The following is a 25,716-nucleotide window of genomic DNA, read 5'->3' on the forward strand; positions in this document are numbered from 1 at the left end:
CCATCCGCCGCATGCGCCGAGAGGACACCGGGAAAATGAGCGAGACCCCGAACGGCCCCGCAAGCTACTTTCCGTCGATCGAGAAGAAGTACGGCCGCACGATCGCGGACTGGCAGGCCCTGATCCGGTCCTCGCCGCTGACCAAGCACATGGAACTGGTCACCTGGCTCAAGGCCGAGTACGGCATCGGACACGGCCACGCGAACGCCCTGGTCAAGCACACCCTCACCGAGGACCTCGCCCGGTAGGGCGCACCGAGCGAGCGGATGGCGGGACGGGCAAGCGCCCGTCCCGCCGCGGGTCGGTGGGTGTGCGCCGCCTATGTGGCGCAGGGCAGCGTGCCGGCGCGCAGGGCGTGCCCGCCGCCGTTCCCAATGCGTTCGCAAGGTAGCCAGTCCTTTGTCTCAGTGGGTCGGGCAGCGCACACGCCCTCCCATCGAAGGTTCCGGCACACCGACGACCGACGCCTGAACACGGCACGAACACCGGGCGAAGCACACCGGTCAGGCCACTCCCGGGTAGGTGACACCGATGCGTTCGCGCACGGCGTCCAGTGTGCGCATGACCGCGAGGGTGCCGTCCAGGGGTACGAGCGGGGATTCGGTCTCACCGGCGCGCAGGCACCGCATCACCTCGGCGGCCTCGTGCCGCATCGTGCCGCGTTCGGGGTCGTCGGTGACGTCGGCGAGCAGGACCGATTGCGGTTCGTGGCCCGGGCGGTGGATGACGAAGCGGTCCGGATAGAAGAAGCCGTCGGCGAACTCGATCCGGCCCCTGGTGCCGGTGATCGTCGCGGGCGCGTCGTTATCGGCGGTGAACGTGCACCCGAGCGTGGCCACGGCGCCGCCGTCCCAGCCGAGGACGATGCCCGTGTTGTCGTCCACGCCCTCGGGGGTCAGATGCGCCCAGGCCCGGATCGCGTCCGGCTCACCCAGCAACAACTGGGCGAAGGACACCGGGTAGACGCCGAGGTCGAGCAGCGCGCCGCCACCCTGCGCCGGGTCGCGCAGCCGGTGCTCCGGCGGCAAGTCCCCGGCGAACCCGAACGCCGCCGAGACGCCCCGCACCTCGCCGATCACGCCGTCGGCGATCACCTCGCGCAGCCGGCGGATCAGCGGGTGGCAGTACGTCCACATCGCCTCCATCAGGAACAATCCGCGGTCGCGGGCCAGATCCACCAGTTCGCGGGCCTGGCGGGAGTCGAGCGTGAACGCCTTCTCGCACAGCACGGCGCGGCCCGCCTCCAGACACAGGCCGGCCGCCGCGCGGTGCGCGGAGTGCGGCGTGGCCACGTAGACGACGTCCACCTCGTCGTCCGCGGCCAACTCGGCCCAACTGCCGTGGGCCCGCGCGATGTCGTGGCGCTCGGCGAACGCCTTCGCGGACTCGAGGCGGCGTGAACCGACCGCGACCACCTCGGTGTCCGGCAGGCCGCGCAACGCCTCGGTGAATTCGGCGGCGATGCCGCCGGTGGCCAGGATTCCCCAACGTATGACCCGCGTGCCGTCGCTCATCGGTGCCCCACAAATCGGTCTCGGTCGTGCGCGATCGCCGACAGGCCGGCGAAGGGCGCGCCTGCTCCGATGGAGCGTGCCATACCGCCCACCGGCCCGGGCACGCCGGCGTCGCGGACGGGGCCGTACGGCACACGGGTGCGTCGGAGCCGGCCACCCCGCCGCACGGGCACGGGCACGGGCGGGCGTACGCGCATCGCGCCGTACGGCGGCGGCGCTACCGCAGCGAGATCTCCCGGCCGATCGACTGCTCGCGGGCGGCGGTGACGACCAGAGCCGCGGCGGCGGCGTCCTGTACGGCCACGCCGACCGATTTGTACAGCGTGAGCTGCTCCGGCGAGGTGCGGCCCGGGCGGCTGCCGGCGACCACTTCGCCCAGTTCGGCGTGTACGTGTTCGGCGGTGATCACGCCGTCGCGGATCGGCATCAGCAGGTCGTTGCTGCCCGCCGGGAACGGCGCCAACACTGCTTGCCGCGATTCGACGCACACGAGCGCATCGGCAACGGTGGCATCGTCGAGTTCACGGCCGGCCGGGTTGAAGCCCACCGACGTGACGTGTGTCCCGGGCGCCAACCACGCGCGCCGGACCACGGGTTCCACGGCGTTCGTTGCCGCCGCGACGATGTCCGCGCCGTCGACCGCCTCGGCGTAGTCGGCCGCCGCATGTACCTCGGCGGGCAATTCGGCGGACAACTCGTCGGCCAGCGCCGCCGCCCTGGCCCGATCGCGCCCGGCCACCCGGATCTGCCGGATCGGCCGGACCCGGCACATCGCACGGGCGTGCGAGCGGGCCTGGACCCCGGTGCCCAGGATCGCCAGCACCGTCGCGTCCTCGCGCGCCAACAGCCGCGCCGACAGCGCCGAACAGGCACCGGTGCGCACCGCCGTGATGGCGGTGCCGTCCAGCAACGCCGTGGGTTCACCGGTCTTCGGGTCGAACACCACGATCAGTGCCTGGTGGGTCGGCAGGGGCGTTCCGGCGTTGCGCGGGAAGAGCGTGACCAGTTTGCTCATCAGCGCCCCGGACGACGGAACGTGTCCCGGCATGGCCGCCAGGAAGGCGTCCCGTTCGGCAACCACGGCGGCGATCCGGTCCGGCGCCGAGGCACGGCCCGCGCTGAGGTCCGCCATCGCCGCGGCGAGCGCGTCGATCAACGCGTCCGGCTCGAGCAGGGCCTCGACCTGCGCGTATCCGAGCACCAGCATGTGGCCCACCCTCCTCGCGGCGATCGTCCGGCCGAGACCGCTCGTCGCCGACAGCGTCGCCCGCGCAACGCCGCGACCCCGACCGCGACACGCGGGGCGGCGGCCATGATCGTCCGTCCGGACCCACCCGGACCCACCCGGACCCACGCGCCGGGGGCATCGCCCGCGAAGCCCGGGCCCAGGGGATCTCACCCCTGCGGTGGGGCGGGCGAGTGCGCCGGCGGGGCGGTCTGTGCGGGGGCCAGTTCCGCCGGAACGCACGTGCGCAGCGCGTCGGCCGCCGCGAGCACCGCGGGGTGTTCGGCGGCGCCGCCGCGAAAGGCGATCGTGGTGCGGCGGTGGATCGGCAGCCTGGTCAGGGTCACCTCGGGGGGCGGATCCACGATGCCCAGGTGCGGCACGACGGCGACGCCCTGATCCGCCGCGACCAGGGCCAACACCGTGGCGAAGTCGTCCACCTGGTGTCGCACGTGTGGGGTGAAGCCGGCGGCCTGACAGGCGCGGATGGTCATCGCCTGGCACAACGTGCCTGAAGTCGAGGTGATCCAGGGCGAGTTACGCCAAAAGCCGAGCATCGACGCGTCGGCCGTCCGGTCCGGTGCGGGTGACGTCGAGGCCAGGTACATCGGCTCGGTGTACAACGGCAGGCCGGCCAGGCCGACCTCGTCCACCGGCGGTACGAAGTCGTATTCGTGGATCAGCGCCACGTCCAGGTCGCCCGCCCGCAGCGCGCCGGCGACCTCGGCCGGGTCGATTTCCAGCACCATCGGTTCCAGACCCGGATGCCGTCGGCCGAGGCAGGTCAGCGCGCCGAGGACGATGGTCCGGGTCGCGCTGGGGAAAGTGCCGATCCGCAGGGGCCCCGCCAGGCCGCGGCGGGTGCTCGCCAGGTCGGCCGAGGCCTGTTCCAGGTGCGCGAGGACGGCCTCCGTATGGCGGACCAGGTTGTGTCCGGCCGGGGTGAGGGTGACCCGGCGTCCCGTGCGCTCCAGGAGCGGGACCCCGGCCTCGCGTTCGAGGACGCCGAGTTGCTGGGAGACCGCGGACGGGGTGAAGGCGAGCGCCTCGGCGACCGCGGCGATCGTGCCGCGCAGGGACAGCTCGCGCAGCAGGCGCATACGGCGGACGTCGAGCATCAGTACAGCTTACGCTCACGTTCACGAATGTGAACTGGACCTGAAGGATCCGCGCGGGTCACCCTCGAAGGCATGACCCAGCACCCGCCCCGACACGGGGTCCACGTACCGCTCGTCACACCGTTCGCCGCCGACGGAGCCGTCGCGCGGGACGCGCTCGAAGAGCTCGCCCATGCCGTGCTGGCGGCGGGCGCCGAGGGGATCGTCGCCCTGGGCACGACCGCCGAGGCCGCCACGCTCGACGCCGACGAGCGGGTCGCGGTCGTCGACGTGTGCGCCCGGGTCTGCGCGGAACACGACGCGGTACTGACCATCGGCGCCGGCGGCAACGACACCCGGGCCACGGCGGCGGCTCTCGCGGACCTCGCCCGGTGGCCGACGGCCGCCGCCGCGCTGGTGCCCGTCCCGTACTTCACCCGTCCCTCGCCGGCCGGCGTGATCGCGCACTTCACCCATCTGGCCGACAACAGCCCCGTACCGCTGATCGTCTACCACATTCCGTATCGCACCGGGCAGTCGCTGGACGCGGCCGACCTGCGCGCGTTGGGGCGGCTTCCGGGCGTCGCCGGCGTCAAGTTCGCGCCGGGCGGCATCGATCAGGACGCGGTGGACCTGCTCGGCGACCTTCCGCCGGACTGCGCGATCCTGGCCGGCGACGACCTGTTCCTGTCACCGCTGCTGGCGTTGGGCGCGTCCGGCGGCATCCTCGCTTCGGCGCACCTGGCCACCCACCGATTCGTGGAGCTGTGCGCCGCGTGGCGCGACGGCGACCTCGCCCGCGCGCGGGACCTGGGTCACGCGCTCGCACGGTTGTCCGCCGCCGCCTTCGCCGAGCCCAATCCCACCGTGATCAAGGGCGTGTTGCACGCGCAGGGCCGGATTCCCACCGCGGACGTGCGACTGCCGTTGTTGCCCGCGGGGCGCGCGTCGGTCGAGCGCACGTTGAAGCAGTTGGCCGATTCGGGCGGCTCGGCCGACCTCGGCGAACCGGTCGTGTAGTGCGCACGGATCCGATTTTCGTGCCGGCACACGGAGTTCGCGTCCCACCCGTGCTCGGACTGCGCGTCGTGCGCGTCGCCCGCGCGAGGAACGATCGCGGGTGCGGTCACGAGGTGGGAAATCGGGTTGCCCAGCGGCGTTGCCAGGGTGTCTCGACGGCGCGCGGGTGGTGGTGCCGACGGGTCCAGTCCACGGCTTCGGCGGGGTCGACGCCGGACAGGATGGCGAGGCAGGCGATGACGGTGCCGGTTCGGCCGACGCCGCCTCCGCAGGCGACCTCGACCGAGGCGCCCGTACGGGCCCGTTCGTGCAGGGCACGGATCTGCCGCACGGCCGCGTCCCGGTCGCGGGGCAGGCGGAAGTCGGGCCAGTCGAGCCACGTCCGCGGCCACGGCAGCGCGTCCTCGTGTCGACGGCGCAGGCGGTCGGAGCCGAGGTAGAGGCCGAATTCCGGCGGCGGTCCTTCGGGCAGTGGGTGGCGCAGGCCGCGACCGCGGATCGAGGTGCCGTCCGGGAGTCGGAGGGCGCCCACGAGGGGGGTGTGGCTCATCGGTTCACGCTCTCTTCCCTGTGGCGCGCGCGGTGGTTGGCGACATTGACCCGATTGCCGCATCGGTCGGGCATGCAGTAGCGGCGGCGCCCGGCCCGGCTGGTGTCCACGAACACACCCCGGCAGTCCGCGGTGGCGCAGGCCCGGAAGCGGTCGTGGCCGAGCACCCGGACGACGCCGAGCAGCCCGACGCCGATCAACGCGGCCAACTCGTCGGCGAGGTCGGCGTCGGGCGCGGTCGGGACGCACCACTGCCACCGGCGGTCGCCGTCGCGCACCAGCGTCGGGGCGCGCCCGGCGCGGGCGACGAGCACGGTCGCACCCGCGACGGCGTGCTCCTCGGTCTCGGTCTCCACGATCACCCGCACCTCGCGGCGCAGCAGGCCCACCGCGTGGAGATCCGCGGGGGTCGGTGTTCGCCCGTCGGCGACAGCGGCCGGCCGAAGGTCGTGCTCGGCCAGGAAGTCCGCCAGGGCGCCCGGGTCGGGGAGGGCGTCGCCGGTGGTGGGCCGCACGGTGGGTGAGGTGTTGATCAGGTCGGTCGCGATCGCCGCGCCGACGGCGTAGTCGGTGATGGGGATCCGCACGTGTTGCCCCCGTGATGGCGGTAACTGGTCAAGCGAGACTATAACCCTTACGGGGTGTGGTTGGGAATCCTTGTGATCCCGCGGCACGCCGGCGCGACCGGTGTGTGACCCGTGTGTGACCGGGGCGCGACCGCGATGTGGCCGGGCGGGGCGGGCCCGCCGCCACCGCGAGCGCCACGCCCGGCGCCGGGCCCGGCACCGGGCCCAACTCGACCGCGCGGAGGCGTTGTTCGGCACCGGTTCCGGTCGACCCCGGTCGAGTGGGTTTTTCGTGGCCACTGTTCGCGGGGTAGGGGCTTCGCGGACAATCGTTGCGAAGCCCCGACGCACGGGGTCGGCGGGAAGGGAGCAGGTCGTTGATCCGTTTCGCGCACCGCGCCAAGGGCGGGTCCGTGCTGGGGGCGGCACCGGGCCACCACGGGCCGTTCGGCGCCGACCTGCCGGTCGGCCATGCCGACGTTCGTCTCGTGCCCCGGGCCTACACCCATCCGGACACCCAGGTCCTCCTGCACGCGTTGTACGCGGAGCAGGTCGGCCTCTACGGGTTCGCCGATCATCCCGACACCAGCGAGCCCCGCGATCTGGAGCCCCCCGAGGGCCTGTTCGTGCTCGCCTACAACGGACACGCGCCGGTCGGCTGCGGCGGTTGGCGGACCATGCCCGGTCGGGCGGCGGAGATCAAACGCCTCTACGTCAGCCCGGAGCGGCGCGGGAGCGGCTACGGACGCCGCCTGCTCGCCACGCTCGAACACACCGCCGCCCAGGCCGGCGCACTGCGACTGGTGGTGGAGACCGGCAACCGCAACATCGGGGCGCTCGCCCTGTTCGCCGCGAGCGGCTACACCCTTCGCGACGCCTACGTCCAGGGCCGCGATCCGGCCGTCAACCGCGCCATGACCAAGCCGCTGCTGCGCACGGCGGGTCGGGGCCCGCTCTCCGCGCCGCCGCGCTGATCCGTCCGGGCGGCGTACCCGCGGCGGACGCGTCCGGACGGTTCACGGGGTGCGGCGCACGGTTTCGACGACGGCGACGTCGTCGACCCGCCCGGTGCCGCGGCGGCGTACTGCCGACATGCCCGGAGTCAGTCGAACAGCGATTCCTGCACGTCGAGCGGGGGCATGAACTCGGGTTCGAGCGCGGGCGGGGACGAGCCCGCGACGCGTGCGAGGTCTTCCAGCGTCGACCAGCGGCCGACGGCGACGCCCTGCGCGACCACGGTGTGGAACAGGTGTGCCAGCGCGTACGCGTCCCACGTGACGGCTCGTTCGGGCGGGGGGCGCAGGCCGATCCGCTGGAGCCGGGCGTCGAGGGACTGCGGCGCGGCGGTCGGGGCGACGATCGCGGCGAGGGCCGGCACGTCCAGGACGAGGGACGACGCGAGCAGTGGGCAGTAGGCCCGCTGCTCCCACACGAGCGTCTTCTCCGCGAACGGCGACACCCCGAGCAGCGCGTGCGGGATGTCGCGCACCAGGTGACGCTCGACGCCGGCCAGCGCCTCGGCGAGCGAACCGGGGGCGGCCGGCGGTACCGGGACGCCGATCGGCGCGGGCGGGGGGCTTCCGGGCGGCGGCGGTTCGATCGGAACGTACGCCCGCCAGGCGACGTGACCTCCGGGCCCGTGGTGGGTGAGCGCGGCGACCTCGACGGGGACCGGGCGATGCAGCCCCCGGGTCTCCAGCCGAAAGCGCAACCCCACGAAGCGCACACCCGACAGCGGCGTCGTACTCGTTCGTTCGGCCACCCCCGGAGTGTAGGCGCCGGTGTCCCGGTCCCCGCGGAGCCACTCGCTCATGTCGCGCGGGGTCGGTTCACAGACCGTGGCGGCGGTTGCCCAGGACCAGTTCGCACACTCGCGCCTCGTTCGCGGCCGAGAACGGATCCCGGTGAGCGGCGACCGCCGCGCGGGTGGCCTCGTCGGTCAGGTCGCCGTCGATCCGGATCGCCGCCGTGGCGCCCGCCGCCGCGGCGGCGCCGACCTGGGCGGTCGGGTCGGTGACGTTGCCGGCGACCCACACCCCGGGGATCCCGGTACCACCGCCCGGTTCGGACGGGATGTACTCACCGGCTCCCGACGGATGTTCCACCGTCCGCAAGCCGAGCCCGGACAGGAACCCGGCACGCGCGACCATCCTCGGCGACACCGCGAGCGCATCGATGCGGACCGATGTGCCGTCGCCCAGGCGTACGCCCACAAGGCGATCGTCGACGACGTCCAGGGAGGACACCTCGCCGGCCGACACGCGGACGCCACGGGCGGCCAACCGCTCGGCGTCCTCGGCGGTCGGCGACAGGGTGTGCGCGAAGAACGTGACATTGTCGCTCCATTGGCGCAGCAGCAGCGCCTGGTGCACCGACCGCGGCCCGCCGCCCAGCACTCCGATGGCCAGATCGCGAACCTCCCAGCCGTGGCAGTACGGGCAGTGCAGCACGTCCCGGCCCCATCTGGCCCGCAGCCCCGGCACGTTGGGCAACTCGTCGACCAGTCCGGTGGTCACCAGCAGTCTGCGGGCGCGGACCGTGCGGCCGTCGGTCAGCGCCACGTCGAACCGGCCGTCGACCCCGGTCACGGCATCGACCTCGCCGGACACCACATGACCGCCGTACGCCCGGACCTCCGCCCGCCCGCGCTTCGTCAACTCCGCCGGCGACACGCCTTCCCGGCCCAGCAGCCCGTGGACACCTCCGGCGGGCGCGTTGCGCGGGGCGCCCGAGTCGACCACCACTACCGAACGCCGCGCCCGGGCCAGCATCAGCGCACCGTTCAACCCAGCGGCGCCGCCGCCGATTACCACCACGTCGTAGCTGTCCCGCAACCGATCGGTCATCGTGACCACCTCCACGACGACCATGCGACCGCAACGGTGATTTCGGCAAGATTCGTTGCCGGTTCGGCAAAGACGGCGACATCGACGACGTGGTGACGTCGGTGTCGATCATGATCGGAAACCGGTCGGAACCGCTCGGGGTCGGCCGGAACCCGGCCGGCCCCGAGCCGTCACGTGCACGGGACGGTCAACTGCCGGGGATGTCCCACACGGTGACCTCGAGGCGGACGGGTGCCTCCCCGGCGGGCGGGCCGATCAGTCGGAAGTACGCGGTGCGCCCCTCGTTGGTGATCGCGCAGAAGCCGGAGCCCTGCGCGAGTTCGCCGGCCAGATAGGTGCCGCGCTTGGCGACCGCTTCGGCGCAGGAGGCGGCCGTCGGCTCCGAACCGCCCTGCGGAAGTGCCGCCAGGGTCGGGGTGGAGCCGACGGTGACGAGTTCGGGCTTGGCGAAGGTGTAGAGGAACACGATGTCCGCCGCCTTGTTCGACGGGCCGACCAGCGGGGGTTTGGTGTCGAGATCGACATAGCGGCTCGACGGGTCGACGGTGACCGTGCCGGGTCCGAACAGGACCGGAGGCGGCTGACCGCCCGACGGCCGTCCGCCCGTCGTCTGCCCGCCGGGGCCCGGCGGGCTCGACGCCGACCGGCCGCTCTCCGGCGGATTCTGTTGGGCCTGCGTGCCGGCCGTGGTGCTCGTACTCGTGGACGAGTTCTTCGAGTTCGAACCCGAATCGGACCCACTGACGGCGATCGTGACGAAGATGCCGATCAGCGGGATGGCGATGCCCACCACCCACCAGGCCCATCTGGGCTGGGACGGATGCGGCGGCGGAGGGGGAGGGTAACCGTACGCACCCTGGTTTCCCGGCTGGTTGGTCAAGTCGCCTCCGTGGAACGGGTGGCCGGTCGGCGCCGGCACTCTACCCAACGATCCTCCCCGACCGCACCCCGCGATCATCCCCGTCGGCGCGAGCCGCGCGGGCGAACGGGGACGTGCTCACGTGGCCGAACGACCACCGTCGCCCCCGGCGAGCCGGGCCACGTCGCATTCGCGGCGCGGGGCGGCACACCGAGCGGGGAGGAACGCCGTCCCAGGCTTCGAGAATTGCGCCCTGAGGCTCCGGATCCCGTGGCGCCTCGGGCTCGGGCGTTGTTGGTTTCAGGGCGTGATCGCGGGTTCGGTGGCCGCTCGATCCCGGACGGGAGGCGGAGGTCGGGGGTCGAGGGCCGGGGTCGCCAGGCGACGAGCCGCTCACCGGGCACGCCGTCCGCCGTCGTGTGCGAGGCGTGTGAGGCGTGCGGCGCCGCGACGCCGGACCGGACCTCGTGTGCGCAGCCGGGGTGGCCTCGTGCCCGAGCGGTGGGTTGTCATGCGCGGAGGTGCGTGCGCGAGGTCGGCTTCATGGCCGGCCACGGCCACTCGGATGGCATGCCCATGGGCGCGCGGGATGCGCCGGGCACGCGATCGACCCTTGTGGGACTACGTGTTGCGGGGCGTGGTGGTGGACGTGGAACACTTCCTCTCGCGAGGGCGGTGGGCCCTCGGCGTCGGGCGGGTGTGGTCTCGTCGGTCGTGCCGTGCGTGGCCACGAGCAGCGGAGGAGGCTGGACGCGATGCCCGAATCCGCGCATGTGGCCCACGGGTTCGGCGTGCCCGGACGCGCACCGCATCCGCGCGCGGTGCGCAGCCGCGCCGCCGTGTTGAAGGCCGCGCGCGAGTTGTTGCTCGAGGACGGCTGGGCCGCGGTCACCCACGTGGGCGTCGCCGCCAGGAGCGGCGTGGGCCGGACCACGGTGTATCGGCACTGGCCCGAGCCCACCGCACTCATCCGCGACGCGATCGTGCAACTCGTCGCCGAATACCGGGATCGGCTCGGCCCGGCCGTCGGCTCCCGGCCGGGCAGCCGGACGGGCGGCCTGCGGGAGGAGTTGGTGGCCGCGCTCGACGGCACCCGGTTGCTGCTGCACGACCGTGAGGGCGAGCGGGCCATGCGGGTGTTGATCGAGCGCGCGTCGGACCCGGCGTTCGTGGGCGTCCGGGAGATCCTGCAACGTGCGGGTACCCATCCCTTCAGGGTGATCCTGGACGCCGCGAAGGCTCGTGGCGACCTGCCCGTCGACCTGGACGCGGACGCGGCGATCGACCGCCTCGTCGGGCCGCTGGTGTTCCGCCGACTCCTGGCCAACGGCACGATCGGCAAGGCGTACGTACGGCAGGTGGTCGACGATTTCCTCACCGCGCACGCCGAGCGCGGGCGACCCCGGGAGCGCTGACCCGAGCCGACGTGCCGCCCGCGTCGCGCCGAGGGCCTCGCGCCTCTTCCCGCTCCCGCGCGGGCCGAACCGACCCCCGCCGGAGCGGGTACTGCCGTTCCGTCGCGTCCCGCCTCGGGGCGTCGGTCCGAGGCGGCCGCGGTCTTGCGCACGGACGGTCGTACGGCGGATCGTTGCGAGTGCGCCGACAACCCCCGTGGTCGGCGCCCGGGCTGCCCGGCGATTTCACCCCCGGTCGCCGGGCGGCTCCCCCGGGCGGGTACAACTCGTCCGCGGCGGACGGCGAGCGCCGCCACAGCCCATGCGCCGAGATCCGACCGGACTCCCGCCGGCTGATACTGTCCGTGCCGTCGGACAAGGCTTCGGCTGATCGAAATCGGGGGGCTCATGCGGTCGTGGCGGTATTGTCTGGACGCTGCGGGTGTGCGGGAGAGCACGCTGCGCGCCGACTACACGGCTGCCGAACGGTTCATGCGCCGGAGGGAGACGGCCGGTTGGGGCGCCTTGCGCTTCCTGACCCCGCCGGAGTTCCTGCCCCACGCGGTCGCCGGAGCAGCCCTCGCGTACTTCACCGACGACGTGTGCGACCGGGGTGACGCCGAGGGCCGCGCTCGGCGGTTCGAGGCATGGGCGACCCGGGTGCGGGCGGCGCTGGACACCGGGACCGCGACGCACCCCCTGCTGCGCGCATACCTGCACGCGGCCCGGGAGAACGGCCTGCCGCGCGACTGGGCCGACGCCTACATGGCGGGCACGCGGGCCGAGTTGACCTTCCCCGAGTTCGCGGACGAGGCCGAATACCAGTCCTACGTCGACACGTTGACCTGGCCCGGCGCGATGCTCAGCACCGGTATGACACCCCATCTGGTCTCGGACGAGGACTTCGCCGCCTCCGTCCGCCAGTTCGCCGACGGCTTCCAACGCACCGACCTGGTCTGCGACCTGGCGGAGGACCTGAGCGAGGGCCGGCTGCGGCTGCCCAGGTCCGATCTCGACCGGTACGGCGTCACCCGCGCCGACCTGGAGTCGGGCCGGGACACCCCGGGCGTGCGCGCCCTGCTCGCGGCGACCGTGGCCACCGCCCGTGCCGCACTCGACGCCGGTACCCGTATCGTCGACGAAGTGCCGCACGAGTACCGTCCATTGGTGCGCGGCGTCATCGACATCAGTCACTACCGCCTGGACAACGCGTGCGACCTGGGTCCCGCGATCACCCAGCGCTCGGCCCGCGACAACCCGGCCGTGTGCGTACGCCTGCTCGTCCGGGCCCGCCGCATGGCCCCACCGATCCGGCGGGCGAGCTCCCCGCAGGATCCGAGCGGCACGGTCACCGCGGTGCTCTCGACACCGCGAGCCGACCCGGACGCGGTCGCGCGAACGGGATCGCGCCCGACGGTGATCACCGCGTCGGCAGGCCCGGAGCCGACGACGCGGTAGACCCGGCGCCGGTGGTCCTGGCGTCGCCACGACGTCCGGTGTGGGTACATGTGTGCGGCCCGGGGCCCTGCCCGCGCTCCGACCGCGCCGCACGTGTGCCCGACCACTCGCCCGTCGGCTCGCCCGGCCGTCCCCATGCCCGACGGAGGACGCCGACCGGAGGTGCGTGCGTCCGGCTGCAATGGGTGCGACACACCCGTGTGGCGCACCGATCGTGTCCGGCCGATATCGCACAATGGCTCGATGATTCCGGATGACGAGTATCTGTTGAAACTGGGACGAGTGACGTACAGCCTTGCCCTGCTGGAGAGCGTGGTCATGGGCGAATTGGCCCAACTTCCCGGTCTGCCTCCGGCTTTGGTGGCCCGCAAGTTGGCGGGCAAAAGCATCGAGGCGATCGCCCGGGCGCTGACCGACTCCGCGAACACCGACAAGGTCGCGGACGCGACCACACGGGCCTGGCTCCAGGTCGCGGGTGGCGAACTCGCGGCGGCGGGGCGCATCCACCACGCGCTCAAGCACGCCCGTGCGGCCGAGGAGGGTGAGGTGGCGCAGCTCCATCGGCGAACCGGCGAAGCGGGCGACGCCGTGGACATCACCGCGGCCTGGCTGCAACGGGCCCAGGCCGACCTCGACGACGCGCTGCGCCAGGTCTCCGGAGCCCGGGCGAAGGCCGCCTGACTCTCGAGCGAGGTGCGCATCCGGCGTGATCCGCCGCCGGATGCGCCCGGCACGCCCGGGCGTTCGCCCCCGGCCCACCCCCACCCGTCGACACTCGCCGACGCCCGGCCGGCACGACGACCGCGCGGGTCGCCGCGGCCGGCGCGTCGTCAGGGGATCGTCGGGGCGAACGCCTCGATCATCGGGATCAGCAGATCGGCGCGCGTGATCGCGCCCATGTGCGTGGTGCCCGGGAGGACCGCCAGCCGGGCCTTCGGGATGAGTTCGTACATACGCACCGCGTGCTCCAGCCGGATGAAGTCGGTGTCGCCGAGGACCAGGAGCGTGGGGGCGGTGATCGCGCGCAACTCGTCCTCGGTCCACTCGACGAAGCCGTGGGCCAGGGGCTGGAGCCTGGCCAGGGTGGCCTCGAAGCGGGTCGGGTCGGGGGCGACCCGGGCGTATGCCTCGACCATCGCCTTGAAGTCGGCCTCGGTCGGCAGGCGCTCGGAGGTCTGCTCGGGGGCGGTGATCTCGGCGTGATAGCCGTCGTGGCGGTAGTGCGTCGACACCAGGACCAGACGGTCGACACGCTCCGGGTGCCGCACGGCGGTGCGCAGCGCGACCAGGCCACCGAGGCTGTAGCCCAGCAGGTCGGCACGTGCGATGCCGAGCCGGTCCAGGAGCGCGACGACGTCGTCGGAGAAGAGCTCCAGGGACATGTCGCGGTCGGTGTCCGCGGTGTGCCCGTGGCCTTGGAACTCGACCGCGATCACCCGCCGCCGCGCGGCCAGTGCGGGCAGCAGTGCGGCGAAGCTCAGGTCGATGGTCTGGGCGCCACCGTGCAGGATCACCAGCGGCGGCCCGTCGGTGCCGTGCGACTCGTAGTACATCTCGATGCCGTTCACCGAGGCGTATCCGACGGTGGGGGTTCCGATCGTCATGGTGAGTCCTGCTTTCCGGTCGGGGCCGAGCGGGTGCGAGCGGTGCTCAAGTGATTTGACCGTTCGCTCACCGAAAACTCGTCGCGACACACCCGACGGATCACGCGTCGGCGCCGAGACCGCCCGCTCCGCCTGTCGTGAGGTCGACCTGCCCGAGGGTCGCCGGTGAGTCGGGGGCGGCGGCCCACGGCAGGAGGTCGGGCCGCTTCGCGGTGCGGCCGTCGCCGGAGGAGCGGCCGCGCACCCGCCGTGCCGGCCACGGCCCGAGGAACGCGGCGCCCCAGCGCACCTCGGCCATCGCGGCTCGCGGTCCGGTCGGGACCGGCAACGGGGGCAGCGGGAGCGTCCAGGTGTCGTCGCTGCCGGGAAGCCCCAGGGCGTCGGCGATGGCCGCGGCGATGCGGTCGTGGCTCACCGCGGGGTGTGGACTCGGTCGTTCGCGCCGCCGTCGAGGCGCAGGACCGCGCCGCGCTCGAGGACCTCCTGGCCGACGACGTGCGCCTGTACAGTCCGGTGAAGTTCAAGCCCTTCGAGGGCCGGGCCATGGTGCTCGGGCTTCTGGACGTGCTGCTGCGCACCTTCGAGGACTTCCGCTGTGTCGGACGGTTCGAGGGCAGCACCGATACGGACTCCGGCGGGACCGACGCGGCGGCGGAGATCCTCGTCTTCCGCGCCGCCGTGCGGGGCACCCGGATCCACGGGATCGACCTGCTCAGGTGCGACGAGACGGGTCGGATCGAGGAGATCACCGTCATGGTCCGTCCGCAGTCCGCCGTTCTCGCGTTGGGCGAGGCGGTACTCGCCGGGCTGGTGGCGGACGGCCTGGTGCCCGGGCCGGTCGATCGTTGACGTGCGGGAGCGGCGCCCGAGCGATCCGGTGTTCGGCTCGGGTCGAGGCGCCGAGGCGGCGGCCGGCCTACCGTTGAAGATGGTCATTTCCCATCAAAACGGTCAGGGGTCGGTATGCGGGCGTCGTGGAAGGGTGCCATTTCGTTCGGGCTGGTGAGCATCCCGGTCCAGCTTTACTCGGCGGTGTCCGAGCATCGCTCGCCGGGCCATCAGGTGCATCGGGAGGACGGTGGCCGGATCCGGTACAAGCGGGTGTGCGAACTGGAGGGCGAGGAGGTCGCCTATGCGGACATCGCCAAGGCGTACGAGTCCTCGGACGGTCGTCAGGTCGTCCTCACGGACGAGGACATGGCCGAGCTGCCGCTGCCGAGCAAGAAGGTCGTCGACGTCCTGGCCTTCGTCGACGAGGCCGCGATCGACCCGCTGACACTGTCCAAGCCCTACTACCTGGGGCCCGCGACGCCGGCGGCGACCAAGCCGTACGTGCTGATCAGACAGGCCCTGGCCGGGCAGTCCAGGGCGGCGGTCACCAAGATCACGCTGTCCACGCGCGAGAGCCTGGCCCTGGTCCGCGCGCAAGGCGACATCCTCACCCTCCAGACCATGTTGTGGCCGGACGAACTCCGGGCCCCCGACGGCATCGCCCCCACGGAGAGCGTCACCATCCGCCCCCAGGAGCTGAAGATGGCGGCCTCGCTGATGGACACCCTCAGTGAGGACTTCGACCTGGGTGACGTGCAGGACGACTATCAGCGCGCCCTGGACGCCCTGGTCGAGGCCAAGGCCACCGGTGCCCATCCCGACGAGGTCGCCGCGCGCTCGACCGGCGAGAGCAATGTGGTCGACCTGATGTCGGTGTTGACCGCGAGCGTGGAGGCCGCCGAGAAGGACCATCCCAAGCCGGCGAAGCGCACCGATACCAAGGCGCGCGCGACGACGAAGACCCGGGCGTCGGCGAAGGCCGCGACCGGCCGCGCCTCGGCGAAGAAGACCACGACGACGCGGCCGGGCAGGAAGACGGGCTGACGCGGCGGCGGCCGTCGGTCGCACTCGCTCCGGCTCGCGCCGTTGCCGTCGTCAGGTGGCCTCGGAGGACTCCCGGGCGAGGGCCGCCAAGGCGGCGAGCTTGAGCACATCGCGATCGGGGGCGCTGTCGGCGCCCGCGGCGGCGCGAGCGGTGATCAGGGCTCGCATGGCGTGCAGACGGGCGGCCCGGCCCCGGTGGAGTGCGTCCTCGTCGCCGAGTTCGGCCGCCCGGAGGCAGGCGAGGTGGGCACGCTCGAACCCGAGCTGGAAGTCGAGCAACGGCAACAGGTGGTCGGGCAGTGGTTCGGGTTGTTCGGACATGTGTTCGAGAATAGAGCCTGCCGCTCCGACCTGTCCCCGCGCCGACGCAGATGGGTGGATCACCCGCCGAGCCGCGGGCCGGGGCGTGTCTTCGATCCCCCGCCGAGAGGGGACAACCGACGACGGCCTCCGCGCGGCACTCGAAGGCCGCCGCCGAGTGCCGGGACTGCCCGTACTGCTGCTGTCCCAATACGTCGAGCCGCTGTACGCCCACGAATTGCTCGCCGACGGTGCGGGCGGGGTCGGCTACATCCTCAAGGACCGCGTCTTCGACGGCGGACAGTTCGTCGACACCCTCCGACGGGTGGCCGACGGCGGTACCGCGATGGACCCGCACGTGGTCTCGCAACTGCTCACCGGCAAGGACCGCGACACCCACCTGGGCAGCCTGACCCCACGCGAACGCGAGGTGTTGGAATGGTTGGCCCAGGACCGCTCCAACGCGGGCATCGCCGAGGGCCTGTTCATCACCGAGAAGGCGGTCGCCAAGCACATCGGGAACATCTTCACCAAGCTCGATCTCCAGCCGTCCGACAGCGACAACCGACGGGTCCTGGCGGTGTTGGCCCACCTGGACCACTGAGTGCCCGGTCCCGCCTGCCCGGTCGGCCCGTCGAGCGGGGTCGCTATCGTGCGGTCGTGACCGGCTCCGTGCAGCGTCCGCTGCTCTTTCTCGACGTCGATGGACCGCTGCTTCCCTTCGGGGCGGCCGAGTATCCGACCCATGGTTCGGATCCGGAGCGCACGGATGCCGACGCGAACCCCCTTCTGGCCAGAGCCGATCCGGAGCACGGGCGGCGACTGCTGGGGCTGGCGTGCGAGCTGCTCTGGGCCACGGCGTGGATGGAGGAGGCGAACCGATACATCTCCCCTCGGATCGGTCTACCGGAACTCGCCGTGGTGATCTGGCCGGAGCAGTCCGCCGTCGACGACCAGGACGAGCGCGACGGCCTGCATTGGAAGACCCGCACACTCGTACTCCGGGCGGCGGGCCGCCCGTTCGTCTGGATCGACGACGAGGTCACCGACACCGACCGAGCATGGGTCGCCGCCCACCACGATGCCCCCGCCCTCCTCCACCACGTCGACCCCCACCTGGGGCTCACCGAACGAGACTTCACCACCATCACCGCGTGGCTGGACACCCTGACGAGCCCACCCGCCCCGCGCGACGCGGGGTAACGGCGACTGTGTCGAGGGTTTGTGTCACACGTGCGGACCGTCGTGCGTCTTTATGGGGACGAGGCGATGCCGGCCATGGTCGGGACGGGTCGGGTCGGGTCGTTTCGTCTTCGGTCGGTGGACGACGGCAGTAAGGACGACGGCATGGCTCTCACGACGTGGTGCGCGCGATGACGGCGCCGTCGATCGCGCGCGTCTCCGCCTACTGGGCGCCCTGGGAGCACGCCCTGCACGCGCTTCTTCTCCGCGTACACGGCGATCGCACCCTGGCGGGGCGCTTTCCACCCGGCGCCGACGCGTGCCTGTCGGCGTCCGCCGTGGAGCCGATCACCGTTCACCTGCCGCACACCCTCGAACCACGCCGCGCGCGTCGGACCGTCTGCCAAGTGGTCACGCTGTACCTGCTCCACCAGGGAACGACCGGGACCTCGCCGCACCACCCGGACGGCACCTCGATCGGCGCCGCCTGTCGGGACCTGTCGCTGCTGATCGCGCCCGAGCGGACCCTCGTGCAACGGCGACAACGCACCCGCTTCGACGCCGCCGTCGAGGCCGACACGGTCGACGAGTTGGCCGCCCACCTGCGCACGCTCATGCCCCTGCTGCGCCGCAAGGGCATCGCCCTCGACCACGTCCGCCTGGCCAAGGACCTGTTGTGGTGGGAGACCCCGGTCGGCCGACGCTACGCCCGGAACCGGTGGGAGGAGGACTTCCACGACCTGCACGGGACTCCGGCCGGAGGTGGTGACATCCGGCGCCCGTGACCGGCCCGCGGTTTCGCGCGTGGGGGGCGAAATCAGCTGCTTTGCCCGGGAGTTGGCTTCGGGTGGAACGGGACATCCGTGGTCGCCGGTCGTGCCCGGGATGCGCAGCGTCCGCCCTTCGCGGGTAGGGATCGGTCGAGGCCGCGACGACGTGTGCTCGGGACACGACGCCGGCCGTCGTTCGTACCGGGACGTGAGGTGTTCGGAGGAGCGGGATGAAGTGGTCGACCGGAACCGTCGGATGCCTTCTCGCCGTTGTCGTGCTGGCGACGCTGACTGGTTGCGGAACGCGGGCGCCCGACTCGGACATGACGATCGACGAGGCGTTCGCGACGGCGAACCCCGACGTCGAGGGCGCCTTCGACGCGGTGTTTCCCAGGTACGAGCCCCTGAGCAAGGTGCGCGAGGACGCCTGCGGCGACCGGCAGTTGCTGAACAGCCGGAAGGAGAACCTGATCCGCACCAGGCATTCGCTCGACGTGACACTGCCGCCGACCGACCGCCGCTCGCCTGCGGAGATCCACGACCTGATGGTCGGTCAGTTGCAGATGCGCGGTTGGCTGCCGACGGAGCGCACCGCACCTCGCGACGACTCCGCCTCGGTGTCGGCGTCCCTGTCGAAGCAGGGCACTCCGGCCGGCGTCCGGATCGCGTCGACCCGTGAGCGGTCGAAGTCCGGCCCGGACACGGTGATCGTGCGTGTGACGATCTCCAGTGGCTGCCTGAACAACCCGAAGGCGAAGCTCTAGCCGAAGCCGGGCCGGGTGCCGCGGGGGGGAGCCGTAGCTCGCCCCGTCCCCACTCACGGAGCCCACGAGCCCGCAGGTGTCGTCGGCCCATTCGAGGAAGAGGTCGAAGCCGGGGCAGTGGTCGAGGAAGAGCCCGTACTCGTGTCGTTCCCCGTCGGCGTGGTCGCGGTCCCGCTCGGCGAACCGGCCGTCTCGGTCGCCTCCAAAACCGAGGAGGGCGCATCCGACGGCCGCTCCGAGTAGGTCGGCGACGGCGGCGTGCGCGTCGGCCCGGTGGGGCCGGTCGACGGAATCTCACCCACCCGCACGGCGGCCAGGATCGAGGCCGAGCGGTCCTGATCGACAGCCGGATCGAATTCGACGAAGGCCCCGTCCGAACGGGTGACCTGCTCGAGCCGTCGCTGGTCGACCCCGGGCGGCCGGTCTCCGACGCCCACCTCGAACCAGGCCGGCTCGGTGCCGTCCGCGCCCGGCGGGTCCACGGTGCCGTAGCGCAGCGAGTAGCGCGGCGACCCGGCGGTGTTACCCATCGGAGCCACCACCGCGATCAGGTGTTCACCCGCGGCGAGCACGGCCTGATCCAGCGACACCGGACCGCGCGCCGGTTGGCGAACCCCCGGCACGACGCTTTCGGCCACGTGGTGGACACGTTCGGCGTCGGCGGCCGGACCGGCGAGCGTGGCGACCGCCCACGCGTTCGGCGCCCACTGCCAGAGCAACTCGAGGCGATCCGCCGACGGTTCGGGGCCGGCCGGCCACACCGCCGCATGCCCGTTCACCGGTGGGGCGGGAGTGCCGAGCGGAGGCTCGCCGCCCGGGAGCCGGCCCGGCGCGTACATCGTCACCATCGCCCGCGTCGCGCTCAACTCCGCCGGGCCGTTCGGCTTCTCCATGCCCAGCACGACCCGCTGGCGGAACTTGCCGGTCTCGTAGGACACGGGCGTGAAACCGCCGGCCGAGCCGACCCGGAACGCCCGTTCCCGAACGTCGAACGCGCCGCCGGAAGCCGGCCCGGTCCCGTTGTCGTGCGTCGGCGCGACCACCAACACGGTCATCAGCACCACCAGCGCGACGGCGATCGCACCGCCCGCCACCGTGAGCGCACGCCGAACCCGGATCGTCCGCCGGCCGTCCCGGATCGCACGGGCGACGTCGACACCGGGCTCGTCGGACCCGGTCCACGGCGTCCCGCGCAACGCGCCAAGCAGTCGGGCGCCCTCTTGCTCGTCGGTGTCCATGGCCGGTCTACTCCCCTTCCCAGCGGGCCACGACCGGCCCGTCCAACAGTGTGCGCAGCCGCGCCAGTCCCAACGCGGTCTGACTCTTCACCGTGCCCTGCGATCTGCCGAGGATGTCCGCGACCTCGGCGACCGGCAGATCGCACAGGAAACGCAGCACCAGGACGACCCGTTGCCGAGGCGGCACCCGGGAGAGCGCGATCCGGACCGCGTCGCGCGTCTCCACGTCCGGCCCCGGGGGCGCGGCCGGCAGCGGGGTGTCCTGGGGAGCGCCGACGAGTCGGACCCGAGCCCAGGCCAGGCGGCGTTCGTTGAGAAACGCGCGGACCAGCATCCGGTGTACGTACCGGTCGATATCGTCCGCCGCCGCCGCGCGCCGCCAATGCACGTACAGGCGCGTGATCGTGTTCTGCACGATGTCGTCGGCGCGGTGCGGATCCCCGCACAGCAGGTGCGCGACCCGGCGCAGCGCGGGCAGCCGGGCGGAGATGTACTCGGTGTACGCGTGCTCGTCGGTCGTCCGCACCCGACCGGCCTCCGTTCTCGCGCCCACACCCGTCGGCGATTGTCCTGCCTCCCCACCGACCGCGATCTCGCCCTCCCCGGTTCGGTACGGAGTCACCTGCTCAGCCGGCACCGGCCGCACCTCCCGCCCGCACGTCCCACAACCAGACCCCGCCGATCGGGACGCCCGGACCGAGCAGCCGGTCGAGCGTGGCGCGCAGCGCCTCCCGGCGGTCGTGCGGCCCGAGCACCACCGCGTCCGCGCGCCAGAAGGCGAGGTCCGCGCGGGCCTGGGCACGGTCCGCGTCGCTCACCTCCGGTACGACCCCGCCGTCGCGCACCTCGCGCAACAACTGCGAGGTGGCCCTGGTGACCGCGCCATAGCCGCCGAGCCGGTCCGGCCCGAACGGGCCGACGAAGTAGCCCTCGGCGAGCGGGAATCCCAGCCCCGCGTCGACCTGCCAGGTCAACGCGCGCGCGTCGCCGGGGTCGGGCAGCGGTACGGTCACGATGGCCCGGCCGGGACCGGTGAAGCGGCGCCAGGTCCCGTCCGCGAAGAACGCCGGCGTCGGCTCGCGCGGCGCGGTGGCCAGGGGCTGGGGCAGCAGCGGCAACAGCGCCTGGACGACCACGACGCACCACAGCAGCCGGATCCGTCGGTCACCCGCGCGGCCGGCGGCCTGCGCGCCCAGGGCGAGCAGGATGCCCAGCACGGGCACGCACACCATGGTGAAGCGGCTCTCCAACACCGATTCGTACAGCGGGAGTTGCCCGAGCAGTTTCCACGGGCCGAAGATCCCGGTGGCCTCGCCGTCGACGATGATCTCCGGGCCGAGGGAGAACAGCGCGGCACCGACCAGGACGGCCGCGAGGGCCTTGGTCAGGGCCGTCCGCCACAGTGCGACGGTGATCGCGACGGCCAGCACGAGCAGCGGCCAGCCGAAGAACGCGTTCTCCTCGGTCCGGTTCATCGACAGGCGGGCGGAGACGTCGATGTCGCCGGCGAGCGAGCGGTCGGCGTACGCGGTCAGCGCCGCGAGGTCGTTGCCGGCCGGGCCGTGCAGCAGGTTCGTATAGCTCTGCGGGCCGGTGAACTGCCACCACAACGGATACGCGACCAGGACACCGCACAGCGCCGCACCGACCCCGACCCCGCGGGCCAGGTGCGGCAGCGCGGCGCGCGCGGCCCCCGGCGCGACGCACGCGTAGGTCAGCGCGAACAGCGCGATGCCGGTCGCGGCCAGCAGCAGGGCCTCCTCGCCGAGGAAGACCTGATACGTGGTCAACAGACCGAGGAGCACGCCGTCGCGGATCGGTCGACGACCGGCGGCGACCCGGATCAGGCGATCGATGATCAACGGGAGGACGAACAGTACGGCCAGGTTGGGGTGCGCGTTGGCGTGCGAGACCATCGGCGGGGCGAACGCGCAGAAGGCCCCGCCGAGGGCGGCGGCCGGGCGCGAGGCGACCAGGTGACGGGAGATCAGGTAGTACCAGGCGGCGGCCGTCGCGGCCAGCCCGAGGGTGAGCACGACGGCCCAGGTCGCGGACGGTCCGAACAACCAGGTGATCGGGGCCAGTGGGATGGACAGGCCCGGCATCGAGGTGTTCGCCATCAGATTCACCCCGTCGGGGTGGTTTTGCAGCGTCGTGGTCAGCGGGTTCTCGCCGTGCGCGACGGCACGCGCGGTCACCGCGAAGAACCACTCCCACTGGCGCTGGTCCTGACCGCTGTCCACGAGGTAGCGCCCGGCCGGCCCACCCGCCCACAGCCCTCGGTACAGCAGCAGCGCGGCCACCAGATACGTGCCGCACGCGAGCGCGTCGGCGACCCGTCCGGAGCGGGGGAGTCGGGGAAGCCGGGGGAGTGCGGGCGGGCGCGGCGGCGCGACCACGTCGCGTACCGCGGTCACGCCGCCCGCCTCGGAGGCAGCGGAAGCGGGAAAGGGTCGCGGGGCGAGCCGGTACCGCCCGCCGGCCGCCGCATCCGCGCCGACGGGTCTCCGGCGCGCCCCGGCCGGCCGTGCCGCAGGCGCACCCGGGCCAGGTCGGTGAGCACCTCCAGGCAGTGGCCCGGCCGCAGCTTCGAGCCGCTCTGATGGGTCCACGCCACCGGGACCTCGACGAAGCTCCAACCGCAGCCGAGGAAGAGCCGGAGCACCTCGATGTCGAACGCCCATCCGTCCACGTCCGCGCACGCGAACGCGGCGCGCGCCTTGGCGCCGTCGAACAGCTTGAACCCGCACTGGGTGTCCACGGTGCCGGGCAGCGCGACCGCCCGGATCAGCCGGCTCCCGACGTCGGACAACACGCGCCGGATCGGCGGCCGGGCCACCGCGAACGCCTCGCCGCGCGAGCCGATCGCGGCGTCGAAGCCGTCGTCCAGCACGGCCTGGAGCCGGGCCAACTCGGCGATCGGGGTCGCCAGATCCGCGTCGCAGACCAGGACCCGGTGCCCGCGCGTGACCTCGACGCCCCGGCGTACCGCGTGTCCCTTGCCTCGATTGCTCGGGTGCCGCACGACGCGCACCCTGGGCTCGTGCCGGGCCGCCGCCGTGGCTATGGCGTACGTATCGTCGGTGGACCCGTCGTCGGAGACGACCAGTTCCCAGTCGATCCCGCTTTCCCGGAGGTGGTCGAGCACGGTGACCAGCGTCGCCGGCAGCCGCCGCGACTCGTTGAACACGGGTATCACGACCGACAGCTCGGTCCCGCAAGGAGTTCGGTTCACACCTGCGTGACACCGCGAGGCCTCGGCCGCGTTGTGTGACGTGGGCCACATTCACCGTGACGGCCATATCCCGTGAGGGCTGTGTCCACTGTGCCGGTCCGCCCGGTCCGCCCGGTCCGCCCGGTCCGCCCGGTCCGCCCGGTTACCGCGTCCGCCGGCCGTTGGTGGGTCGATCAGGCCGTTCGCGGGTCGGTCAGAAGGAGATCACCGCGGTGAGAACGAAGCCGGCGACGATCACGAAGAGGATGAAGCCCACCGCCACGAGCACCGAGCGCACGCGGCGCGAGGCCTTGGCGCGCACCCGGGCGCCGGTGGTGAGGTCGTCGAGCTCCTCGGCGTGCAGGGCGCCGTCGCGCCAGGTGCCGCCGACCCGTACCTCGTCTCCCTCGCTGACCGTGCCCGCGAAGCACAACCCGCGCATTTCCACGGGCACCGGCACGAGCCGCTCGCCGTCCGCGTCCGGACGCTGGACGTGGAAGCTCCAGACCTCCAGGTCGGCGTCGAGGTCGTCGATCCGCCGCTCACGGCGGATCCGGAAATCGCGGACGAGGCCGGTGAACTCTCTGCCGTGCCCCGGCAGGTCCCCGGCCCGCCGATGCGGCACGTGCCCGGTTGTTCCCACGGCCGGGGCCGGGGCCAACGGCGTCGAGAGCGGAGCCGTCGTCGCCCCGCACCGCGCACATTCGGCAGTGCCTACGGGGTTCTCGTATCCACAGGACTGGCAGCGCATGAGCATGCTCCCTCACCTCCACGCTAGCTCGCGGCCCGGGGGGACGCGACGGCGCACGATCGCTCGTGTCGGCGCCGCTCCGCCGGGGTGATCCGGGCCCGGCGACGGCGTCGCCCCTCGGCGCCCGCCCACCGCTCGCGCACCTGGCCGCGACCGGGCAGGCACCGTGCCGGCGGCCCGGACACGCGGGACCCGCCCGGGCCCGCTCGACCCCGTCTCGGGCCGGGGACGCCGGGCCCAAGGGTCGATGCGTCGCGGGGCCATCGCCCGCCATGTGGCCGTGTGGGCCGCCGGTGCCCGGACGGCCGTATGGGGGAGGAGCGGCGTCGGCCGTCGGATTCTACGAATGGGCAGGTCGTGCGGTGACGCCGGTTGGGCGTGCCGGTCACCAACCGTGGCGCTGAGTTGCGGTGCGTCATCGGCCGCCACAAGGTGAACGAGAAGTACCTCGAAAGTCCCCCACCCCACCCCACGCACCCCATCGAAGGGTCATATTGGCATGCGCACCACCAAGTTCACCTCCGCGATCGTGACCACCGCCGTGTCCGGGGCGCTCGTCGCCGGCGCCGTCGGCCCGGCCGTGGCCGCCACCTCCACCGAGACCCGGGTCACCGCCGCCCACCAGCGGTTCGACACGGTCGATCGCCTCGGCGAGACCCTGTCGACGTTCTCCGAGATCGCCGCCGAGGCCCGTTCCGGCCACCCGGACGCGGCCAAGCTGGAAACCCTCAGGGAGCGGCTGCGCGTGTCCGGCGACGGCCTGGTGGCCTCGGCGCCGGTCTCGCCCGGGGCGGATGCCGCGGTCACCGACGCGGTCGCCGAACTCAAGGCCGCGTTGGACAAGTTGGTCGCCGACGCCGGCAAGCTGCTCGAGCGCGTGTTGGCCAACGACCTGAAGGGGGCCCAGGAGGCCCTCGCCGCCGCCATCGCTGACGTCAAGGACCTGCTGCTCAAGGTGCCGGCCCTGCTGAAGACGCTGCCCGGCCTGCCGACGCTGCCGACGGCCGCGGTCCCGGTGCGCGGCGAGACGACCGAGCCCAACGCCGCCCGGGCCGACGGGGCCGGCCCGGTGGCCGCCACCGATGTCGTCGCGGACCTCAAGGCGGCGTTGGACAAGCTGATCGCGGACATCACCAAGCTTCTCGACGACGTGAAGAAGCTGGACGTGGCGGCTGCCACGGCCGATGCCACCGCGGTGCTCGCCGGTCTGAAGGACCTGCCGGTCAAGGCCCTCGCGGTGCTCACCGGTGGTGTGGCGCTGCCGGTCTGACCCGGCACCCCTCGGCGCCGCCGGTCTGACCCGGCACCCCCGGCACCCCCGGCGCCGCCGAACGGGCCCGGCGACCACGGTCGTTGACACCGGACTCGCGCCGACCGGCCTCCCGACATCAGTCGGCGGGGCCGGTTCGGCATGCCGTGGGCCCTTCCGGCCCGCGGCACCACCCGACTTCGGTCCGCCGAACCGCTACGGCGCGTAGTCGGGTCGGTG

27 protein-coding genes and 2 pseudogenes are annotated in these 25,716 nt (G+C 72.8%); 13 read left to right on the forward strand and 16 right to left on the reverse strand.

From position 1 onward, the window contains the following. Positions 1–35: 35 nt before the first annotated feature. Positions 36–248, forward strand: a complete 213-nt coding sequence (locus tag ACZ4FV_RS16335; RefSeq protein ID WP_395860909.1) for a DUF4287 domain-containing protein — start codon at positions 36–38, stop codon at positions 246–248. 255 nt (positions 249–503) lie between these two features. Here ACZ4FV_RS16335 and ACZ4FV_RS16340 read toward each other — a convergent pair whose 3' ends face one another. The 3 genes from ACZ4FV_RS16340 to ACZ4FV_RS16350 all read right to left on the reverse strand — a co-directional run bounded on the left by ACZ4FV_RS16340 (position 504) and on the right by ACZ4FV_RS16350 (position 3,857). Continuing rightward, positions 504–1,514, reverse strand: coding sequence for a Gfo/Idh/MocA family protein (locus tag ACZ4FV_RS16340; protein ID WP_402237885.1), 1,011 nt, complete (start codon positions 1,512–1,514; stop codon positions 504–506). A 217-nt stretch (positions 1,515–1,731) separates the two neighbouring features. After that, positions 1,732–2,721, reverse strand: a complete 990-nt coding sequence (locus ACZ4FV_RS16345) for an ornithine cyclodeaminase family protein (RefSeq protein ID WP_402237888.1) — start codon at positions 2,719–2,721, stop codon at positions 1,732–1,734. Between the two features lie 188 nt (positions 2,722–2,909). Next, a complete protein-coding gene (locus tag ACZ4FV_RS16350; RefSeq protein ID WP_402237889.1) occupies positions 2,910–3,857 on the reverse strand; it encodes a LysR family transcriptional regulator in 948 nt (315 codons plus the stop codon). Positions 3,858–3,929: 72 nt separating this feature from the next. On the opposite strand from ACZ4FV_RS16350, the gene ACZ4FV_RS16355 reads away from it, so the two are divergent. Then, a complete protein-coding gene (locus ACZ4FV_RS16355; RefSeq protein WP_395860901.1) occupies positions 3,930–4,856 on the forward strand; it encodes a dihydrodipicolinate synthase family protein in 927 nt (308 codons plus the stop codon). Between the two features lie 106 nt (positions 4,857–4,962). On the opposite strand, the gene ACZ4FV_RS16360 is transcribed toward ACZ4FV_RS16355, so the two are convergent. Together ACZ4FV_RS16360 and ACZ4FV_RS16365 are read right to left on the reverse strand one after the other, a co-directional pair. Continuing rightward, entirely contained in the window at positions 4,963–5,406 is a 444-nt protein-coding gene (locus ACZ4FV_RS16360; RefSeq protein ID WP_395860899.1) for a protein-tyrosine phosphatase family protein, read from the reverse strand. After that, on the reverse strand, positions 5,403–5,993 hold the full coding sequence (locus tag ACZ4FV_RS16365) for a CGNR zinc finger domain-containing protein (protein ID WP_402237892.1): 591 nt from the start codon (positions 5,991–5,993) through the stop codon (positions 5,403–5,405). The genes ACZ4FV_RS16360 and ACZ4FV_RS16365 overlap by 4 nt, the downstream gene beginning before the upstream one ends. Before the next feature lie 356 nt (positions 5,994–6,349). Between ACZ4FV_RS16365 and ACZ4FV_RS16370 the strand changes: the two genes are divergently transcribed. After that, entirely contained in the window at positions 6,350–6,946 is a 597-nt protein-coding gene (locus ACZ4FV_RS16370) for a GNAT family N-acetyltransferase (protein ID WP_331770435.1), read from the forward strand. Between the two features lie 128 nt (positions 6,947–7,074). Here ACZ4FV_RS16370 and ACZ4FV_RS16375 read toward each other — a convergent pair whose 3' ends face one another. From ACZ4FV_RS16375 to ACZ4FV_RS16385, 3 genes are all read right to left on the reverse strand, one after another. Beyond that, positions 7,075–7,785 (reverse strand): hypothetical protein, encoded by a 711-nt coding sequence (locus ACZ4FV_RS16375; protein WP_402237895.1) that lies wholly within the window; start codon positions 7,783–7,785, stop codon positions 7,075–7,077. Between the two features lie 16 nt (positions 7,786–7,801). Further along, positions 7,802–8,842 (reverse strand): NAD(P)/FAD-dependent oxidoreductase, encoded by a 1,041-nt coding sequence (locus ACZ4FV_RS16380; protein WP_402237898.1) that lies wholly within the window; start codon positions 8,840–8,842, stop codon positions 7,802–7,804. 163 nt (positions 8,843–9,005) lie between these two features. After that, positions 9,006–9,698 carry a hypothetical protein gene (locus ACZ4FV_RS16385; RefSeq protein ID WP_465322811.1) on the reverse strand — a complete coding sequence of 231 codons (693 nt, stop codon included), beginning with the start codon at positions 9,696–9,698 and terminating at the stop codon, positions 9,006–9,008. 734 nt (positions 9,699–10,432) lie between these two features. On the opposite strand from ACZ4FV_RS16385, the gene ACZ4FV_RS16390 reads away from it, so the two are divergent. The 3 genes from ACZ4FV_RS16390 to ACZ4FV_RS16400 all read left to right on the forward strand — a co-directional run bounded on the left by ACZ4FV_RS16390 (position 10,433) and on the right by ACZ4FV_RS16400 (position 13,210). Continuing rightward, entirely contained in the window at positions 10,433–11,092 is a 660-nt protein-coding gene (locus ACZ4FV_RS16390) for a TetR/AcrR family transcriptional regulator (protein ID WP_395860890.1), read from the forward strand. Positions 11,093–11,515: 423 nt separating this feature from the next. Beyond that, positions 11,516–12,529, forward strand: a complete 1,014-nt coding sequence (locus ACZ4FV_RS16395; protein WP_402237904.1) for a phytoene/squalene synthase family protein — start codon at positions 11,516–11,518, stop codon at positions 12,527–12,529. Positions 12,530–12,772: 243 nt separating this feature from the next. Beyond that, entirely contained in the window at positions 12,773–13,210 is a 438-nt protein-coding gene (locus ACZ4FV_RS16400) for a hypothetical protein (protein ID WP_395860886.1), read from the forward strand. A gap of 149 nt (positions 13,211–13,359) precedes the next feature. Here the strand turns inward: ACZ4FV_RS16400 and ACZ4FV_RS16405 are convergent, their stop codons facing one another. Together ACZ4FV_RS16405 and ACZ4FV_RS16410 are read right to left on the reverse strand one after the other, a co-directional pair. After that, a complete protein-coding gene (locus tag ACZ4FV_RS16405) occupies positions 13,360–14,133 on the reverse strand; it encodes an alpha/beta fold hydrolase (RefSeq protein WP_465322812.1) in 774 nt (257 codons plus the stop codon). Positions 14,134–14,233: 100 nt separating this feature from the next. After that, positions 14,234–14,548: pseudogene (locus ACZ4FV_RS16410) on the reverse strand (hypothetical protein); the annotation flags it as partial. Positions 14,549–14,556: 8 nt separating this feature from the next. Between ACZ4FV_RS16410 and ACZ4FV_RS16415 the strand changes: the two are divergent. Beyond that, positions 14,557–14,982 carry a nuclear transport factor 2 family protein gene (locus ACZ4FV_RS16415; RefSeq protein WP_402237908.1) on the forward strand — a complete coding sequence of 142 codons (426 nt, stop codon included), beginning with the start codon at positions 14,557–14,559 and terminating at the stop codon, positions 14,980–14,982. A gap of 114 nt (positions 14,983–15,096) precedes the next feature. Further along, a complete protein-coding gene (gene ku / locus ACZ4FV_RS16420; protein WP_465322813.1) occupies positions 15,097–16,008 on the forward strand; it encodes a non-homologous end joining protein Ku in 912 nt (303 codons plus the stop codon). A gap of 51 nt (positions 16,009–16,059) precedes the next feature. On the opposite strand, the gene ACZ4FV_RS16425 is transcribed toward ku, so the two are convergent. Further along, entirely contained in the window at positions 16,060–16,329 is a 270-nt protein-coding gene (locus ACZ4FV_RS16425; RefSeq protein WP_395860880.1) for a hypothetical protein, read from the reverse strand. A gap of 115 nt (positions 16,330–16,444) precedes the next feature. Here ACZ4FV_RS16425 and ACZ4FV_RS16430 point away from each other — a divergent pair. From ACZ4FV_RS16430 to ACZ4FV_RS16445, 4 genes and pseudogenes are all read left to right on the forward strand, one after another. Then, positions 16,445–16,912: pseudogene (locus ACZ4FV_RS16430) on the forward strand (LuxR C-terminal-related transcriptional regulator); the annotation flags it as partial. A 56-nt stretch (positions 16,913–16,968) separates the two neighbouring features. Continuing rightward, positions 16,969–17,511, forward strand: coding sequence for an HAD domain-containing protein (locus ACZ4FV_RS16435; RefSeq protein WP_395860877.1), 543 nt, complete (start codon positions 16,969–16,971; stop codon positions 17,509–17,511). A 170-nt stretch (positions 17,512–17,681) separates the two neighbouring features. After that, positions 17,682–18,275: a type I-E CRISPR-associated protein Cse2/CasB gene (gene casB / locus ACZ4FV_RS16440; RefSeq protein WP_395860875.1), complete on the forward strand. Its 594-nt coding sequence runs from the start codon at positions 17,682–17,684 to the stop codon at positions 18,273–18,275. Between the two features lie 215 nt (positions 18,276–18,490). After that, positions 18,491–19,024 (forward strand): hypothetical protein, encoded by a 534-nt coding sequence (locus tag ACZ4FV_RS16445; RefSeq protein WP_395860873.1) that lies wholly within the window; start codon positions 18,491–18,493, stop codon positions 19,022–19,024. A gap of 53 nt (positions 19,025–19,077) precedes the next feature. On the opposite strand, the gene ACZ4FV_RS16450 is transcribed toward ACZ4FV_RS16445, so the two are convergent. The 5 genes from ACZ4FV_RS16450 to ACZ4FV_RS16470 form a co-directional block, all read right to left on the reverse strand. Beyond that, the gene (locus ACZ4FV_RS16450) at positions 19,078–20,262 is read right to left on the reverse strand and encodes a hypothetical protein (RefSeq protein ID WP_402237916.1); all 1,185 of its coding nucleotides are present in this window, start codon (positions 20,260–20,262) and stop codon (positions 19,078–19,080) included. 7 nt (positions 20,263–20,269) lie between these two features. Further along, positions 20,270–20,788, reverse strand: a complete 519-nt coding sequence (locus ACZ4FV_RS16455) for a SigE family RNA polymerase sigma factor (protein WP_395860869.1) — start codon at positions 20,786–20,788, stop codon at positions 20,270–20,272. A 100-nt stretch (positions 20,789–20,888) separates the two neighbouring features. Then, the gene (locus ACZ4FV_RS16460) at positions 20,889–22,679 is read right to left on the reverse strand and encodes a glycosyl transferase (protein WP_465322814.1); all 1,791 of its coding nucleotides are present in this window, start codon (positions 22,677–22,679) and stop codon (positions 20,889–20,891) included. Then, positions 22,676–23,452, reverse strand: coding sequence for a glycosyltransferase (locus ACZ4FV_RS16465; protein WP_402237921.1), 777 nt, complete (start codon positions 23,450–23,452; stop codon positions 22,676–22,678). The genes ACZ4FV_RS16460 and ACZ4FV_RS16465 overlap by 4 nt, the downstream gene beginning before the upstream one ends. Positions 23,453–23,690: 238 nt before the next feature. Continuing rightward, positions 23,691–24,101 (reverse strand): hypothetical protein, encoded by a 411-nt coding sequence (locus ACZ4FV_RS16470; RefSeq protein WP_402237924.1) that lies wholly within the window; start codon positions 24,099–24,101, stop codon positions 23,691–23,693. 625 nt (positions 24,102–24,726) lie between these two features. Here ACZ4FV_RS16470 and ACZ4FV_RS16475 point away from each other — a divergent pair. Continuing rightward, positions 24,727–25,497 carry a hypothetical protein gene (locus ACZ4FV_RS16475; RefSeq protein WP_465322815.1) on the forward strand — a complete coding sequence of 257 codons (771 nt, stop codon included), beginning with the start codon at positions 24,727–24,729 and terminating at the stop codon, positions 25,495–25,497. Positions 25,498–25,716: the final 219 nt, after the last annotated feature.

The organism is Embleya sp. NPDC025285 (genome assembly GCF_055558835.1).